14 protein-coding genes are annotated in these 15,659 nt (G+C 42.5%); 10 read left to right on the top strand and 4 right to left on the bottom strand.

The features are described from left to right. Positions 1 to 5: 5 nt before the first annotated feature. The gene (locus FPZ43_RS17675) at positions 6 to 3,122 is read right to left on the bottom strand and encodes a SusC/RagA family TonB-linked outer membrane protein (protein ID WP_146383267.1); all 3,117 of its coding nucleotides are present in this window, start codon (positions 3,120 to 3,122) and stop codon (positions 6 to 8) included. Between the two features lie 510 nt (positions 3,123 to 3,632). Then, positions 3,633 to 4,544: an AraC family transcriptional regulator gene (locus FPZ43_RS17670; protein ID WP_146383266.1), complete on the bottom strand. Its 912-nt coding sequence runs from the start codon at positions 4,542 to 4,544 to the stop codon at positions 3,633 to 3,635. Positions 4,545 to 4,747: 203 nt separating this feature from the next. Here FPZ43_RS17670 and FPZ43_RS17665 point away from each other — a divergent pair, with 203 nt between their 5' ends. The 6 genes from FPZ43_RS17665 (at position 4,748) to FPZ43_RS17640 (ending at position 9,860) form a co-directional block, all read left to right on the top strand. Beyond that, on the top strand, positions 4,748 to 5,542 hold the full coding sequence (locus FPZ43_RS17665) for an SDR family oxidoreductase (protein ID WP_186461887.1): 795 nt from the start codon (positions 4,748 to 4,750) through the stop codon (positions 5,540 to 5,542). A gap of 19 nt (positions 5,543 to 5,561) precedes the next feature. Continuing rightward, positions 5,562 to 5,885 (top strand): nuclear transport factor 2 family protein, encoded by a 324-nt coding sequence (locus FPZ43_RS17660; RefSeq protein ID WP_146383265.1) that lies wholly within the window; start codon positions 5,562 to 5,564, stop codon positions 5,883 to 5,885. A gap of 116 nt (positions 5,886 to 6,001) precedes the next feature. Further along, complete coding sequence (locus tag FPZ43_RS17655; RefSeq protein WP_146383264.1) at positions 6,002 to 6,895, top strand: helix-turn-helix domain-containing protein; 894 nt, start codon at positions 6,002 to 6,004, stop codon at positions 6,893 to 6,895. A 58-nt stretch (positions 6,896 to 6,953) separates the two neighbouring features. Then, positions 6,954 to 7,952: a hypothetical protein gene (locus FPZ43_RS17650; RefSeq protein WP_222431001.1), complete on the top strand. Its 999-nt coding sequence runs from the start codon at positions 6,954 to 6,956 to the stop codon at positions 7,950 to 7,952. Between the two features lie 433 nt (positions 7,953 to 8,385). Further along, positions 8,386 to 9,291: an alpha/beta fold hydrolase gene (locus FPZ43_RS17645; RefSeq protein WP_146383263.1), complete on the top strand. Its 906-nt coding sequence runs from the start codon at positions 8,386 to 8,388 to the stop codon at positions 9,289 to 9,291. Between the two features lie 158 nt (positions 9,292 to 9,449). Further along, on the top strand, positions 9,450 to 9,860 hold the full coding sequence (locus FPZ43_RS17640; protein ID WP_146383262.1) for a nuclear transport factor 2 family protein: 411 nt from the start codon (positions 9,450 to 9,452) through the stop codon (positions 9,858 to 9,860). A gap of 38 nt (positions 9,861 to 9,898) precedes the next feature. Here FPZ43_RS17640 and FPZ43_RS17635 read toward each other — a convergent pair whose 3' ends face one another. Both FPZ43_RS17635 and FPZ43_RS17630 read right to left on the bottom strand, forming a co-directional pair. Further along, positions 9,899 to 10,642, bottom strand: a complete 744-nt coding sequence (locus FPZ43_RS17635; RefSeq protein WP_146383261.1) for a DUF6683 family protein — start codon at positions 10,640 to 10,642, stop codon at positions 9,899 to 9,901. A gap of 82 nt (positions 10,643 to 10,724) precedes the next feature. Beyond that, a complete protein-coding gene (locus FPZ43_RS17630) occupies positions 10,725 to 11,090 on the bottom strand; it encodes a nuclear transport factor 2 family protein (protein ID WP_261381131.1) in 366 nt (121 codons plus the stop codon). A gap of 179 nt (positions 11,091 to 11,269) precedes the next feature. Here FPZ43_RS17630 and FPZ43_RS17625 point away from each other — a divergent pair, with 179 nt between their 5' ends. From FPZ43_RS17625 to FPZ43_RS17610, 4 genes are all read left to right on the top strand, one after another. Next, on the top strand, positions 11,270 to 12,241 hold the full coding sequence (locus FPZ43_RS17625; RefSeq protein WP_146383260.1) for an aldo/keto reductase: 972 nt from the start codon (positions 11,270 to 11,272) through the stop codon (positions 12,239 to 12,241). Further along, positions 12,242 to 13,075 (top strand): helix-turn-helix domain-containing protein, encoded by an 834-nt coding sequence (locus FPZ43_RS17620; protein ID WP_146383259.1) that lies wholly within the window; start codon positions 12,242 to 12,244, stop codon positions 13,073 to 13,075. Positions 13,076 to 13,335: 260 nt separating this feature from the next. Beyond that, positions 13,336 to 14,070 carry a DUF3891 family protein gene (locus tag FPZ43_RS17615; protein ID WP_146383258.1) on the top strand — a complete coding sequence of 245 codons (735 nt, stop codon included), beginning with the start codon at positions 13,336 to 13,338 and terminating at the stop codon, positions 14,068 to 14,070. 12 nt (positions 14,071 to 14,082) lie between these two features. After that, positions 14,083 to 15,633: a DEAD/DEAH box helicase gene (locus tag FPZ43_RS17610; RefSeq protein ID WP_146383257.1), complete on the top strand. Its 1,551-nt coding sequence runs from the start codon at positions 14,083 to 14,085 to the stop codon at positions 15,631 to 15,633. Positions 15,634 to 15,659: the final 26 nt, after the last annotated feature.

The raw sequence follows: 15,659 nt of genomic DNA, 5'->3' as shown, positions 1-15,659 counted from the left end.
TAGCATTAAAGTGTTACGTTAACCCCCAACTGAACTGAACGTGGTTGTGGTGGTGTACCCAGATCGATCCCCTGTACGCTTTGGCCGCCGCCAACATTTGTTTCCGGGTCAGGCCCGGTATACTTGGTAAACAGTAGCAAATTGGTGCCTACTGCGTAAAAGCGTACCGATTGAATGCCGGCTTTTTGTGTAATTGCTTTTGGTAATGTATAACCCAGTGTCAGGTTCTTTAAACGAATGAATGATCCATCTTCCAGAAAGCGGCTATTTTGTTCAAGGGTGTAGTTATTGCCGTAAGCGGTAAGGCGCGGTACATCGGTAACGTCTCCTGGCTTTTGCCAGCGATTAAGCTGGCTTGCAAATATCACGCGGTTCGCATCGCGTGTGCCACCACCTTCACCAAAAAAGCGGTTCAGATTAAGTACTTTGTTACCCTGCTGAAAAGTAAAAAATATGTTCAGGTCGAAATTTTTGTAAGTGAATGTATTGCTTAAACCGCCATAAAATTTAGGCAGCGCGCTTCCCAATATCTGCCGGTCGGCCACTGTGATTGCGCCGTCTCCATTTACATCTTCAAACACGGCATTACCTGTTTGTGGATCTACGTATTGCTGTTTATACATCCAAAAAGAATACATGGAGTAGCCTTGCTGCATCCTTATCCAATCACGGCTGTATTGGTTGATAGGTACTGGCAATGTTTCGATCTTATTTGTATTGCCGGAAATGTTAAAGTTGGTTAACCAGCTAAAATCTGCTGTTTTAAAGTTTGTAGAACTGATACTTACTTCGAAGCCTTTGTTGTTTATTTTACCGGCATTGCTGTAGTACGTACTATAGCCTGTTAAATATGGTACGGGCAATTGAAGCAGCACGTCTTTGGTCTTTTTCTGATAAAAATCTACAGCAAAGTTTAAGCGGTTATTTAACAAACCCAAATCAAACCCTATGTTGGCTTGGGCTGTACTTTCCCATTTAAGGTTATCATTGGCCAGTTGTTGTGGTGCAGTGCCGGCTTTATCGCCACCGGCAACATTATCCGGGTAACCCGCACCGCCTGTCCATAAGCCACGGGCAGCATAAGGGCCTATACCACCCTGGTTGCCGGTAATACCATAGCTGGCACGTAGTTTAAGATCACTAATGGTTTTGTTATCTCTCAAAAAGGATTCTTCTTTTACGCGCCACGAGCCGCCAATTGAGGGGAAATAACCCCACTGGTTGTTTTTACCAAACTTAGATGAGCCATCGGCGCGGGCACTTAGCTCCAAATAATACTTACTGGCGTAATTGTATGATACGCGCGAAAAAAATGATGACAGGTTATACCTTGACCATGTTTGGTTTGCTGTGCGTGTTGATGCAGATGAAATATCTGTGTAAGCGTTATTAGGAAAACCAGAGCCTTGAGCCGAAGTAAGCGATGTTGTATTGCTTTGCAGTGTGTTACCTACAACAACATCAAAGTTATGCTTTTGCGCAAACGTCTTTTGATAGGTAAGCGTTTGTTCATTTATCCAGGCCGTATTTTGCGTAATGGCAGATGTACCTAAACCATTGGTTGGAGATGCGCCGAGTTGCGTTTTATCGTTCCAGTATTCAGACTCGTTGTAGTTGTTATAATCAACGCTCCAGCTGGTACGAAACTTCAATCCTTTTACAATATCTACACTTGCAAACACATTTCCGATGTACCGAAGGCTAACGGTGTTTACATCGTAGTTGTTTAACAGTACTTGCAGGTTGTCAAACCCGGCATAGCGCGCAGGTGTACCATCTGCGTTGTTTTCGGGTAAGTAAGTCGGCGTATGTAATGCCGACTGCAGTAGGCCACCGGCCGGGCCGTCACCGGCGCGTGCCTGGTTACGGTACGATCGTGATATACTATTACTTGTCCCTATCTGTACATGGTCGCTAACGCGTTGATCGAGATTTACTTTAAAATTAGCCCTGCTAAAGTCTATCGGCTTAATATCTGCCTGCTGCTTGGTATAGCCGGCACCTATATAATACTTTGTGTCTTTGGAACCACCGTCAAGCGAAAGATCATAGTTTTGCAGCAGTGCCGTACGGAATATTTCTCCTAAACGGTCGTAAGTTTTCTGTTCAGACGGAAGGCCGCGAGGGGCCGGCGTCCCTGTTGGGTTATCATTGGCGGCCCGGAAAGGCACATTCCTGTATGTATTCATACCTGCTGCGTTACCTGCGGCAGTAGCATCAGCAAATGAATTACGGTAAAATTCATTTACAATTTCGGCATGCTGCTCACCGGTTGTAAGTTTCCAGAGCTTGTCTTTAGGTTGCCATGCCCAGCCTTGTGATACGTTAAAGTTAACCCGGGGTTTTGCGTTGTAGTTACCTCTTTTTGTCGTCACGATCACAACACCATTTGCTCCCCGCGATCCATAAATGGCGGTAGCACTTGCATCTTTAAGTACCTCTATGTTTTCAATATCATTAGGGCTAATATCAGCCAGCGGCGATGTTGAGCGTCCACCGGTGCTAATGGTTTGCAAGCTTGTGTTGTTTAGGAAGACCCCATCAACAATATAAAGGGGATCGTTGGTGGCATTTATGGACGTTGTGCCCCTTACCCGTACAAATACGCCGTCGCCAGGAACACCGGTATTCGAGTTGATTTGCACACCTGAAGCCTTACCCTGCAGCTGTGCATCAAAGCTGGCAACAGGTGTTTTTTTAACTTCATCAGCCTTGACTGTAGATACCGAACTTATGAGGTCTTTGCGGGTTTTGGTACCGTAACCCACTACCACTACATCATTCAATTGATTTATATCCTCGGCAAGCAAAATGGTTACCGGACTACCATTGACCACTAATTCCTGTTTTTTGTAGCCGGTATATGTAATGATAAGATTATAAGGAAACTTTTGCCCCGTAATAAAACTAAATTTGCCATTAACATCTGTAGCCACGGCATGTGTAGTACCCTCAATTTTTACTACAGCACCGGGTAACGGTTCTTTCGTTTTACTGTCTAATACAACCCCATGCAATGTGGAGTTAATTATTGGTTGAGTTTGGGCATGAGCCACTCCTATCTGCATTAAAAACAATGCAACAAGCAGCCACACACCTCTATTTTTGTAGAAATGTTTCATTGTGTATTTAAGAAATTTGTGTTTAGTGCCGGCTTAAAGAACTAAGGCCGGAAATGTACATTAAGATGTTAGCTTAACAGCAACAACAGTACGCAGCGCAGCAACGTATAGCAGGAGAGAAAAATGAAAACCAATAATACGAGGGGCTTAATAAGCCTGCACGCTTTCGTGCCAATAAACCGGGTAAATTTTTCATTTCAAATGTGTAGGATATAGGAATCTCTGTAATTAAATATTAACGTTCTGCAAACATACAAATAAATACTACCAATCCTATAGATTTTATATTATTATTTATGGGCAGGAATTTCTATCTCAAATAACTATGCAATTTGTGCAGTTGCCCTTAATTCCACTTACACAATAATCTATGAAATGATTTTTTATAATTTAACTTGTCAGGATGTAATCTGTTCCAATTACTATACATTAGAAAAGCCATTGAAACACTAATGCCTGTCAACCTATCCAAGGTGTGTGACAAGTTTTCATTAATAGATTTAAAACTGTTTAAACATAGCGACGATAGCTGCTTGGATTTTGACCGCAGTGCTTCTTAAAGAATTTACTGAATGAAAATTGATCGCTAAAGTTTAGCAACTCTGCAATATGCGCTATGGTCATACCCGATTCATTCAACAGCACTTTGGCTTCTACAACGAGCATTTCATCAATCAAATCTCCGGCGGTTCTACCCGTGAGGCTACGTGTAGCAGTGGTTAAATATTTTGGTGTAATGTTTAACATATCGGCGTAGGCCTGCACACTTCGTTCCTCTTTAAACTTCTCCGTCACCAACTTTAAAAATTGGTGTACCATATACTCCTTACGGCTGCTTGATACTATGTAAGGCTTAGTGTCTGATTGATATAGTGCCCCTACCTCAAAAATAAGCGCAGAAAATAGGTGCCTTAAAATCTCATCCGCATAAAGTTTGTTCGGGCGGCCATGCTTCATCTTTTGTGCAAGTGCTGCAAGTAACGTTTTAAACGGCTCCAGCTGATGGTTGCTTAGGCTAACAACAGGGTTAATTATACTGGTGAGATAGTTGTACGCCTCAGCAGTTTTTGAGGGGACTGCCGAGTTGAGCAGGTAATCATTGGAGAATAGCACATTTGTAGCTGTACAATCAGGCGTTACCGTTCCGAAATGACGGATCATGTTGTTTGTAAACAAAACCAGATCGTTTTTTTTAAGCGTATACTCAAACAGGTTAATCTTCACATTTACCTCTCCTGCGGTTATCAGGTGAATGGAATTATGATCTCCGCGATACGGAGAGATTTCGGACGTATCCATTTCCCTGTGATCCGTATCAAATACATAAAGGCCTTTAAAATTTGTATTAATATCTAACCTTGATTTTAAAAGGTCAAGGGTAAGTTTCTCGATGCCCTGCTTCTTATTTTTTGCTGTACCCATTGAAACGTACCGTCGGCTTGTACTTACTTATGCCCAACAACACGGCTGAAGATAGCAATAATTTATAATCCAGCGCCATCACTCATCACTTTAAACGGGGAATTCTGAACATATTTCGACCTTATACGGCCATGCTTTAAAGCCTCTACATCGCCGAGATTTGTGGCATAATCAGCAACCTTTAAAAAACAACAATCAAGATCATGACAAATCAAATCAATCAAGACCAGGAATTATCTGGCAAAATAGCACTGGTAACTGGTGGCACCAAAGGTGCCGGGCAGGCAATAGCGAAAAGGCTTTTACAAGCTGGTGCAACAGTAATTATTACCGCAAGGAACCCTCCTGAAGAAGAGAACAGCAGCATGCATTTTATACCTGCTGATTTAAGCAACGCGGACGACGCAAAACAAGTAATTGATAAAGTGCTATTAACCCACGGCAGGTTGGATATATTAATCAACAACCTTGGCGGATCATCAACACCTGCAGGTGGTTTTGCAACATTAAGTGATGAAGATTGGGTATCAACCCTTCAAGCAAATTTACTTGCCCCGGTTAGGCTCGACAGAGGATTTTTACCGCAAATGATTGATCGGAAAAGTGGTGTTATTATTCACATCGCTTCCATTCAGGGCATATTGCCGCTATATGATTCGACATTGCCTTATGCTGCTTCAAAGGCAGCATTAATAAACTACAGTAAAAGCCTGTCTAAAGAGGTTACGCCAAAAGGCGTGCGGGTGTTAACGGTTTCTCCTGGATGGATAAACACAACAGCGTCAATAGCGTGGCTGGGCGAGATTGCAAAAAATTCAGATTGCACCGTAGAAGAAGCCCAGCAAAAAGTAATGGATGCACTGGGTGGCATACCTTATGGAAGGCCTGCCGAACCCGAAGAGGTAGCCGAATTGGTGGGCTTTTTAGCTTCACCAAAAGCAAATTACTTAACAGGAGCAAATTTCGTGATAGACGGCGGAACAATACCAACAGTTTAATAATCAAAACACATCAATAATGGAAATACCACAAGTAGTAGAGCGTTTTATAGAAACGCAGCACAGTTTAGATAGCAACGCTTTTGCTGAATGCTTTACAGATAACGCTATTGTTCATGATGAAGGGAAAACCCACAATGGTAAACAGGAAATAGAACAGTGGATTAAACAAGCGATGGAAAACTACGAGTCGCAATTGGAGCCGCTTAACTATGAGCAATCCGGCGCCAACAGCGTGCTAACCGCAAATGTATCGGGCACCTTTCCCGGCAGCCCTATCGTGTTGAAGTTTCACTTCGGGATTAAAGACAATCTTATCGAGTCGCTTAGCGTCACCGAGTAATTAGTTACCCTCGCAACGCGATAATTGATTTATCAGAAAATCGCCTATCTTAGATATGGCGGTTTTCTGATATTGATTGATACTACCCACTCAGGCTAACGCAATTACTGACCAGGATGACAAACAACATTTTTGATAGCAACCTTAAAACTATCGGCTTTTTGCACGTTAATACAGACAGTATAGACTTGATAAATTCGGACACGTACAAATTATACATCAAGGCACTTTACCTGCCTAAAGGTTGTACTGTTCAGGTAGATTTTAATGTTTACCATACCCAGGGAGCTGCACTCTTTTTTATAAGCCCCAACCAGGTGCTTAGCATTCAAAATATGTGTAGTGAGTTGGGATACTTTGTATTTTACAACCACGACTTTTACTGTATACAGATACATGACGAAGAGGTAGCTTGTGATGGGTTGTTATTTAATAACATCAATAATATGCCCATGACAGCCGTTCCTGATCAGGAGGCTACGTTTATAAACTATTTGTTTACTCAATTGGAAAGTGAGTTTTTGCTAAAGGAATCATCTCATGAGGAAATGCTCCGCACGTATCTGAAACAGTTACTCATCAAATCAACGCGATTATGGAAGCAACAGCATCTTGGCGGAGTTCTTACCGATCAAAATAATGACCCGGATACATTTCGCCACTTTACACAGCTGGTAGAAGCACATTATAAACAAAAGCATACCGTCGCAGACTATGCAGACCTGATGCTTGTTGCTCCTAAAACCCTCACACACAAGTTCAAAAGGATGAACCTTCCACAACCCAATGAGGTGATTAAAAATCGCATCATATTAGAAGCCAAGCGCCTCCTGGTACATACCGCCATGACGGCTAAGGAAATTGCTTATGAGTTAGGGTATGATGATCCGGCGTACTTCAGCAGATTGTTCTTAATTAAAACCGGCGAATCACCATCGGGCTTTAAGGCAAAATTTCTTGGACAGGCAAGTCTTGATAAAATAGATACGATGGCCATGTCGGAAGTATGATTCCCATATAAATGTTCGACTAAGTTGCCTGCTGCAAACCTATACTTTATTATATACTATGATTTCCTTCAAATATAATCGTACCGCATTAATAGCTATCAGTTGTATACTGTTTGTGTTTACAACTTTTGAGAGCTTCGGCCAGCGTAGCAAGGGCGTTGTTAAAAGAATGACTTTAAAATCGGTTCAACAAGAAAATGGGCTTGATCCGGAAAAATCATTTGTTAAGCGTGTTGATACCACCCCGAACGATGTTTTAAAAATGTTTCGGGAAGCGGGAATGTCGCCTACAAAACACCAACTTACTAAGGAGGAATTAAAAATTGTGGCTGCGGCCTTTAAAGTGCTGCCACCTTTGCATCAGCGTGTATTAAAACAACATTTAAAAAGTTTCAGCTTTTTGGATAATATGCCGAATACCGCGCTTACATCGCCCGTGGTGGTTAAACGTGGGATAAATTTGTATCATATTACTTTTCGTGCAGGTATCCTGCATCAAAATGTTAGCGAATGGGTTAACGAAAAAGAACGTACGTGCTTTGCAGGTGGCGACTCAACGTCTAAAGTGTCTATCGAAGCTGGCTGGCTAAGCGCATTTACTTATATACTTTTACATGAGGGCACACACGTAGTTGACGGATCGCTTCGACTAAACGTGGTTGACTCGGTAGGTGGCAAACTCAAACCAAATAAATTTATAGCCGGCTTCTCAAATGGTATATGGAAAAATTATAATACCCTTTCATTGGCTGTTATCGACTCTATTGCCATCAAAAGCCGTTTCATGCCAGGCGGCCGCCGTTACAAAATTGACGAAGCTGAAGCGGTATACCTAGGCTTGAGCAAAACACCTTTTGTTTCGCTTTATAGCACAGCCAGTTGGCATGAAGATTTGGCCGAGCTACTTACAGTTTACCATCTTACCAAGTATCTTAATCAACCTTTCCGGGTTGTGGTGTCAAAAAACGGTGAAGATAAGTTTAGTTATGAGCCTATAAAATCAGCCACTGTTCAAAAGCGCTTATCACTTTTAAACTACTTCTACGACCAAAGCTAACTACTGCTAATTGTAATAACAGCTTCGGCACATCTTGTATGCCTGTTGCCTTAGGCGCCTTAATTGTATCGCTATGTTATGGCATCAGTGAGATATTGCTATGCACTTTAACGCACCAGCGCTACAATATCGACTTGTTGTGGCTATTATAACATTCCGTAATTGGTTCAAATCATGTCACTCGGCAAGTTTATAACTGTATTGTGTTTTATTGTTCTCCAGGTCAGTACGGTTTCGATATATGTTATAGTCCCATAGGTTTAGGCATTGCGGCCGCTTTTCCTCAAAAAGGATTTTGAAATACTGTCACCATCTGCATTAGGGAAAAATATGCAAGACACTCAGCTATTTGTCCATTCCCAAGGCGACCGGATCTCCTCACCTTTGTAATGTTAACCAAGAGCAATAAAAACATAACATAAAACAAAGAACAATGAAAACATTAATCTCAATCTTCGCCCTGTTGATTACATTAACTTTTCAAAGCGTAAATGCTCAAACTAAAAGAACTCTTGCCTCAGGAGGCCGTGCAGAATACATAGAGGTGGAAAAAGGCGTCAACCTTCACGTTACCGACCTTGGTAACGGGCAACCGATTGTATTGATCCACGGCTGGCCACTAAACGACTCGATGTACGAGTATCAGTACCAATACCTTGTAAAAAAAGGTTTCAGGGTAATCGGTATCTCGCTCAGGGGATTTGGAAAATCCGACAGACCATTTGGTAAATATGATTTTGACACATTCTCTGACGACATCAAAGTGGTTCTTGAAAAATTAAAAATTAAAAATGCTGTTTTAGGCGGCTTCTCAATGGGGGGCGCGGTTGTAACCCACTATGCTGCTAAGTATAACGGCGCACATATCAGCAAACTTGCCTTATTCGGCGCGGCGGCCCCCTCATGGAAACAACGCACAGATTATCCATACGGAATTACCGACGAGGGTGCCGCCGGCCTCATCAAAACTATAGAAACCAACAGGCAACAACTAATAGACGGTTTTGGCAAAGGGTTTGGTGCTACCGAAACCAGCCTATCCGTAACTACTGCCAATTGGTTGGCAAGCATTAGTGCTGATGCATCTCCTTACGCCACCGCACAAGCAATTACATCATTACGAGACTTGGATTTACGCCCTGCATTAGGCAAGATAACAATACCTGTAGCTATATTCCATGGTACAAAAGATAAGCTGTGTGACTTTGTTTTTGCAGAGCAATTGCACAAAGGACTTAAAAACTCTTACATCGTAAAATTCGAAAATAGCGGCCACGCTTTGTTTATCGAAGAGATGGATAAATTTAATACCGAACTCGAAAAATTTGCAAGATCTTAATAAATACCATTCAGTAAAACTAAGCGAACAGGCAACCAAAAAGCTGTCTGTTCCTTTTAAAAAATGTCAGAATAATACCGCATTACCCTTGAAAAACACCACATATAAAATTTATTCGAGGCTACCTTTGGTTATATAATTATTAATCAACGATAATCATGGAGCAAAAATTTCCATTGCCACCTTTCAATCATGAAACGGCAGTACAAAAAGTTCAAATGGCCGAAGATGCCTGGAATACACAAGATCCTGAACGAATTGCAAAAGCATATACAGTTGATAGCGAATGGCGCAACAGATCAACATTTCTAAGCGGCCGCGAAGCAATTGTAAAATTCCTGACTGCCAAATGGGAGAACGAGTACCAGTACAAGCTTAAAAAAGAGCTTTGGGCATATACCGATAATAAGATTGCCGTACGTTTTGAGTACGAGTATCACAACAATGAAGGCAAATGGTTTCGTGCATATGGCAACGAAAACTGGGAGTTTGATGAAAATGGGCTGATGCAAAAAAGATATGCCAGCATAAATGGTGTACCTATCGAGGAAGCGGATCGCAGATTGTAAAAATGCGACCTATAAGAATTACGGCAATCTTGCTTAAATTACTTTTTAACAAACCCACGACTGGTTAGGCGAACCTGGCTCAAATCAAGCCCCATACCTTTAAACTGCTGTTTGATGTTGTCCTGAAAGCCGGAAAGTTGATTAGTTTTAAGCGTGCTTTGCCAGCCAAGATATAGCACCACAGCCTGAAGTTTTAAGGTTTCCCCCAATTGAGCCACGGCAGTTGGTGATGTCAGGCTCCTGTTTTGGCTGAGTATGCCGGCAGCTTGTCTTTGCAGCGCTTTGTCCATAGCCGGTGTAATTATGCCGGCTCCCTGTATGTTGTTCACAATCATATAGCCAACTTCCAAATAAGCAGCCAGGGCTGTGGCAGCGTTGTTAGCAGGCAAGCCTGACTCTTGCACCAATTGTGCGAAAAGCTGATTATAATTTGTTTTACCCGCACCAAGTGCGTTATTGATAGCCTGCCCTGCAGCTGCGTTTTTGGCGGTTAGTTTCCTGCTCAAATCCTGGAAAGTTTTTTGCTGCAGCGCACTGCTGGGCGTATAGGACAGATTAACGTTTTTAATTACAGGTTTCGCTGCACCGTGTTTGCGCGAGGCATTACGCATTGAACTCTCGACTGCCGAGTTATTGAGTAGAGTAGTTGTTTGAGATATTACGCTGCTGGTAAAGTTGTCCATGATGAGGTCAACTGATTGCTGGGCATGGGCTGCGTTGTTAACACACAATCCAAGTAAGGTGAGCAACCAGGCGCTGATTAATCTTTTAAATCTTTTCATAGTGTTAGCATTATGTTTAGGTAATAACGCTTTGATGGCTAAATTGATTGTTAAAAGCCACCACTTACAATTAGCAACCCAATCAATCAGTTTCAATATCCATTTTTAAGAGCAAACCGTTTTGTATTTCATAAACGTGTTTCACATTACCATCAAAAATTGTATTGCCATCAAGATCTTTTACTAACTGGTGGACCAGCACTTCCACTTTGCCATCTTCACGTTCTATAATGGCCTGTGGCTTTACAATAGGGTTTATTTCACTCCACTGCCGTGTCCAGTACCCGCGAATGGCTTCCGGGCCAACCACATACCCCCCTTCAAAGGCTTTGGGCCAGTGTATTTCCTGGTGCATTAGCGGTAACACGCTATCAATATCCCTGCTGTTAAAGCCCTTGTAGGCTTTTTCGATGATGTCATCTACCTTCATTTTTTGACCTTCGCTCATGGCATTTTTTTTAATGCCCAAACTAATACTATAAAATTACTGTTGCACGTAACGTCACACTTTTGTTTCCCACAATTTAACATGTACCAAAAACGATAGCTAAAAAGTGAGCCATACAAGCATAAAATGTGAGCCGTATAAGCAAATAACACTTACGCTTTGCGCCTGATATTTGATCTATGAAAAACATCGAGAAAATTCAACTGAGCAAAGACGGCCCGCTTGTATCAAAATTAGGTTTGGGCTGTATGCGCATGTCATCTATCTGGGGCGGGCCTACACCAAACGAAACAGAAAGCATCGCCACCATTCATGAAGCCCTTGACAATGGCATCAATTTTTTAAACACAGGCGATTTTTACGGATCCGGCCACAATGAAATGCTGATTGGCAAGGCCATAAAAGATCGTCGCGACGACGCATTTATCAGCGTAAAGTTTGGTGCTATATTTCATAACGGCCAGTGGCTGGGGCTCGATCTGCGCCCTGTTGCTATCAAAAACTTCATCAACTATTCGTTGACACGGTTAGGTATTGAAACGATTGACCTATACCAGCCTAGCCGTATGGACGACAGCGTACCCGTAGAAGACATCATAGGTACTGTAGCAGATTTGGTTAAAGAGGGCAAAGTGAAACATATAGGCGTTTCGGAAATCACTGCCGATCAGCTTCGTAAGGCTAATAGCGTACACCCTATTAGTGCTTTGGAGATAGGCTATTCATTAGCAGAGCGTGGTATTGAAGCTGATTTATTGCCGGCAGCAAAAGAATTAGGTATTGCTGTTGTAGCTTTTGCCAATACGGCCGAGGGACTGCTAACCGGCGACATGACAGCCCCACTCCCTGCCGACGATTACCGCAATCACTTCTCTCGTTTCCAGGGTGAAAACTTAATTCCTAATTTGCAAAAAGTTGAAGTATTGAAGCAACTGGCGGCAAACAAAGGATGCACCCCAACCCAGGTTGCTATAGCATGGGTAAACGCACAAGGAAATCACATTATGCCTCTGGTAAGCATGAGCCGCAGATCGCGCCTGCCCGAAAACATTGCGGCTATGGAAATTGCTTTTACGCCCGAAGAAATGACCTTGTTAAACAGTACTTTTGCACCAGGAGCTATAAAAGGCGGCACTTACTTACAACGCTAAATGATTAGTCCGGCAGAGATTTTACCCGGTGTTATATTTTACTCCTACCTCTCGGCCGAGCGGCGGGAAAAAGTATGCCTTTGGAACCACCATACCCTGGTGTTGCAGGTATCGGGGCAGTTTACGCTCGAAACCTCTGCCCAAACTATATCCATGAGTACCGGGCAAATGCTGCTGATAGGCAAAAACCAGCTTGGCACCATTACCAAAACGCCGCTGCCCGGTGCAAACTATGAAACCATTGTTATATCCCTGCAGGAAGACTTGCTAAGAAGAATAATATTGGAAGAAAAGATAGAGGTAGGCCAAAACTACATTGGCCCGCCAAATATCCTGATCCCGTCTAACGAGTACCTGCAGGGCTACTTCCAATCTATCGTGCCTTACGCACGTAGCTCCGGAGCGGAGATGACCGACGAAATGGGCATCCTGAAAGTAAAAGAAGGTGTTAAATTATTAATGCTTGCTATGCCGATACTCCGCAGCTTTTTATTCGACTTTGCAGAGCCGTACAAAATAGATCTGGAAAAGTTCATGGTGAATAACTTTCGCTTTAATGTACCTGTCGAAAAATTTGCACAATTAACCGGACGCAGCCTTGCCGCCTTTAAACGCGACTTTTTAAAGGTGTTTGGCATACCGCCCCGGCAGTGGCTGCAAGATAAACGCCTGCAGGAAGCCAAGCATCTTATCGAAACAAAGCATCAAAAACCCTCTGCTATATATCTCGACCTGGGGTTTGAAAGCCTCTCCCACTTCTCCCACTCTTTCAAGAAAAAGTTTGGCAAAGCACCTACCGACATTCGGCTCGAAAATGCCATTCAAAAACTTTAGTCAAAAATCGGTATCCTAAAAGCCGAACACTAACTATTACAGTACACGTCCTGCTATTTTGCATACCCATCTGTTTGCCACTTAATCACCTGATATAAAGCGCCTTCTAAAATTTTATTGAATTATTGCATTAAAAAGGAATTGTGGCACTACAATCGATATAACAAGAATATATAAGCCGATACGATTTCATGTGCTCAATCAACCAGGGCATTTTTCCGCTATAAAACAGATTCAAAATTTAAATCAATAATGTTACTATGATCGTCAATTACACGGCATTGGGTTGGCAAATTGTTTCGCAACGTGCGCATGGCTTGTTGGCGGCAGCTATTGCAAACGCCTGGCACCACAAGGTGCGTACCGAGCGTTGGATAGAAACCTTATTAGCCGTTGCAGAGCACGATGACGCACAAACGGAACTTGAATGCATCGATTTGCTTACCAGTCAGGGCGGCCCTGTAGATTTTTCGATGCGGAAAATGGAATATGCGCATTGCATTGATACAATGACCCGGGCCTACAACAAGAGCACTTACATTGCCCTGCTATCATCCATGCACTTGCATTTTTTATGTGAAGGCAATGCAGATAACAAACAGGATGTAAAAAAATTCATAGAAGAACAAAAAGCGCAGCGAAATAAATGGCTTAAACACCTTGATCTCTCGGCCGAACAGTTGGAACATGACTACCGTTTGCTGGAGTGGTGCGATGCATTGTCATTACTGCTTTGTAAAAACGAAAGCCAGCCCGAGGGCCGATCGATAGAAATAAGCAAAGGCCCTGACGGAAAAATGCACCGGCTTAAAGCGCTTGATCAGGCCACATTAACCGTTGAGCCCTGGCCTTTTGAACAAGAGCATTTTGATGTTTACTATGAATATTGCCTATTACCGCAATTAAGTTACAAGAGCGACGATGAGTTTAAAAAGGCTTATCAAAACTGCACGCGACAAACCAGAACGATAAGCTTTAAAAAAAATAACAATTAGCACATTCACCTGATGAAAACCATATTCAACACAATACAGTCCGAATCTAAAAAAACTGCAAGCGACCTTTATCCTTATCAGCAGCGCGATTTAGATGCGTTATTTGACAAGCTATCTCAAATTACCAAAGACAAGCGCGTACTTCACCAACTACCCACAGGTGGCGGCAAAACACGCATTTTTTCAGAGATAGCGAAGCGTTTTATTAGCCACTATAATAAAGGTGTAGTTGTGCTAACTCACCGTACCGAGCTTTGTGCGCAAACTTCGGCAACTTTAAAAAAGCTTGGCGTACCCAATAAGGTCATTAACAGCAAGGTGAAACAGCTAAAATCCAAAGAGTGTTGCACATGTTTTGTTGCGATGGTTGAAACCTTGCGCAACCGTATTAAAGATGGCTTGATGAACACAAATGACATTGGCTTGGTGATAATTGACGAGGCGCACCATAATTCATTTCAAAAGCTATTTGGAAAGTTTCCCAATGCATATATTATTGGAGTAACCGCAACACCATTCAGCTCCAATGCAGATACGCCAATGTATAAAAATTACCACGAGTTGCTGGTTGGCGAAAGTATTGAAAACCTGATTGCCCAGGGATACCTGGCTAAGCCAACCAACTGGCGCTACGACGTTGAGTTGGCCTCGCTCAAAACGGGTATAAATGGCGATTTTACCATAAGCACATCAGATGCGCTATACTCTTCGCCTGCAATGATGGAACTTTTGCTGCACGCCTACGAAGAACATTCCAAGAATAAGAAAACGCTGATTTTTAATAACGGGATATTTACATCGAAAAACGTTTGCCAAATGTTTAGCGATGCAGGGTACGCTGTTAAGCATTTGGATAACCATACCCCGCCCGCGGAAAGGGCTGAAATATTAAGGTGGTTTAAAAAAACCAGCAATGCAATCCTTACATCTGTTTCGATATTAACCACTGGCTTTGATGAGCCTTCGGTACGAACGGTTATTTTGAACAGGGCTACAACCTCTGTGACGTTATACCACCAAATGATTGGACGCGGATCCAGGCGTTTACCTAACAAAAAAACATTCACCATTATCGACCTTGGTAACAATACCGACCGCTTTGGCGAGTGGCATAAACCGATGGATTGGCAATTGATATTTGAGCGCCCCGAAGCATTTGCCGAGAGCCTGCATGCACAATCGACAGCGGAGCAACACGCCATACCTGCTGATTTAAAGGCTAAATTTCCAAACACGCTATCAATGAGTTTTGATATCCAGGGAGCTTACCAGCAGGCTATTGATAGTAACCAAAAAGGAAAAATTGTGCTGCGCGATGCTATCAGGCAGCATGCTGTAATGTGTATGGAAAACAGTGAGTCGATATCAGAAGCATTGCAATTGGTTGATGAGCTGCAAAAAGAAATTGAATGGCGCGTAAAGCAGTATGGCAAATGCCTTGGCAAAGTAACCAAAAACTACACCGACTGGCTCAAAGAAGATTACAACAGCAAGCTTAAAACTATCATAACCAAGGTTATGCAGCGTAAGCAACGCGAAAATCCTATGCCATTATCGGCATAATTTGTCCATATAACATTAAATGTGCA

The organism is Mucilaginibacter pallidiroseus (genome assembly GCF_007846085.1).
Classification (GTDB): Bacteria; Bacteroidota; Bacteroidia; order Sphingobacteriales; family Sphingobacteriaceae; genus Mucilaginibacter; species Mucilaginibacter pallidiroseus.
The sequence above is the reverse complement of the archived record's forward strand: the minus strand, read 5'-3'. Positions and strand labels throughout refer to the sequence as shown.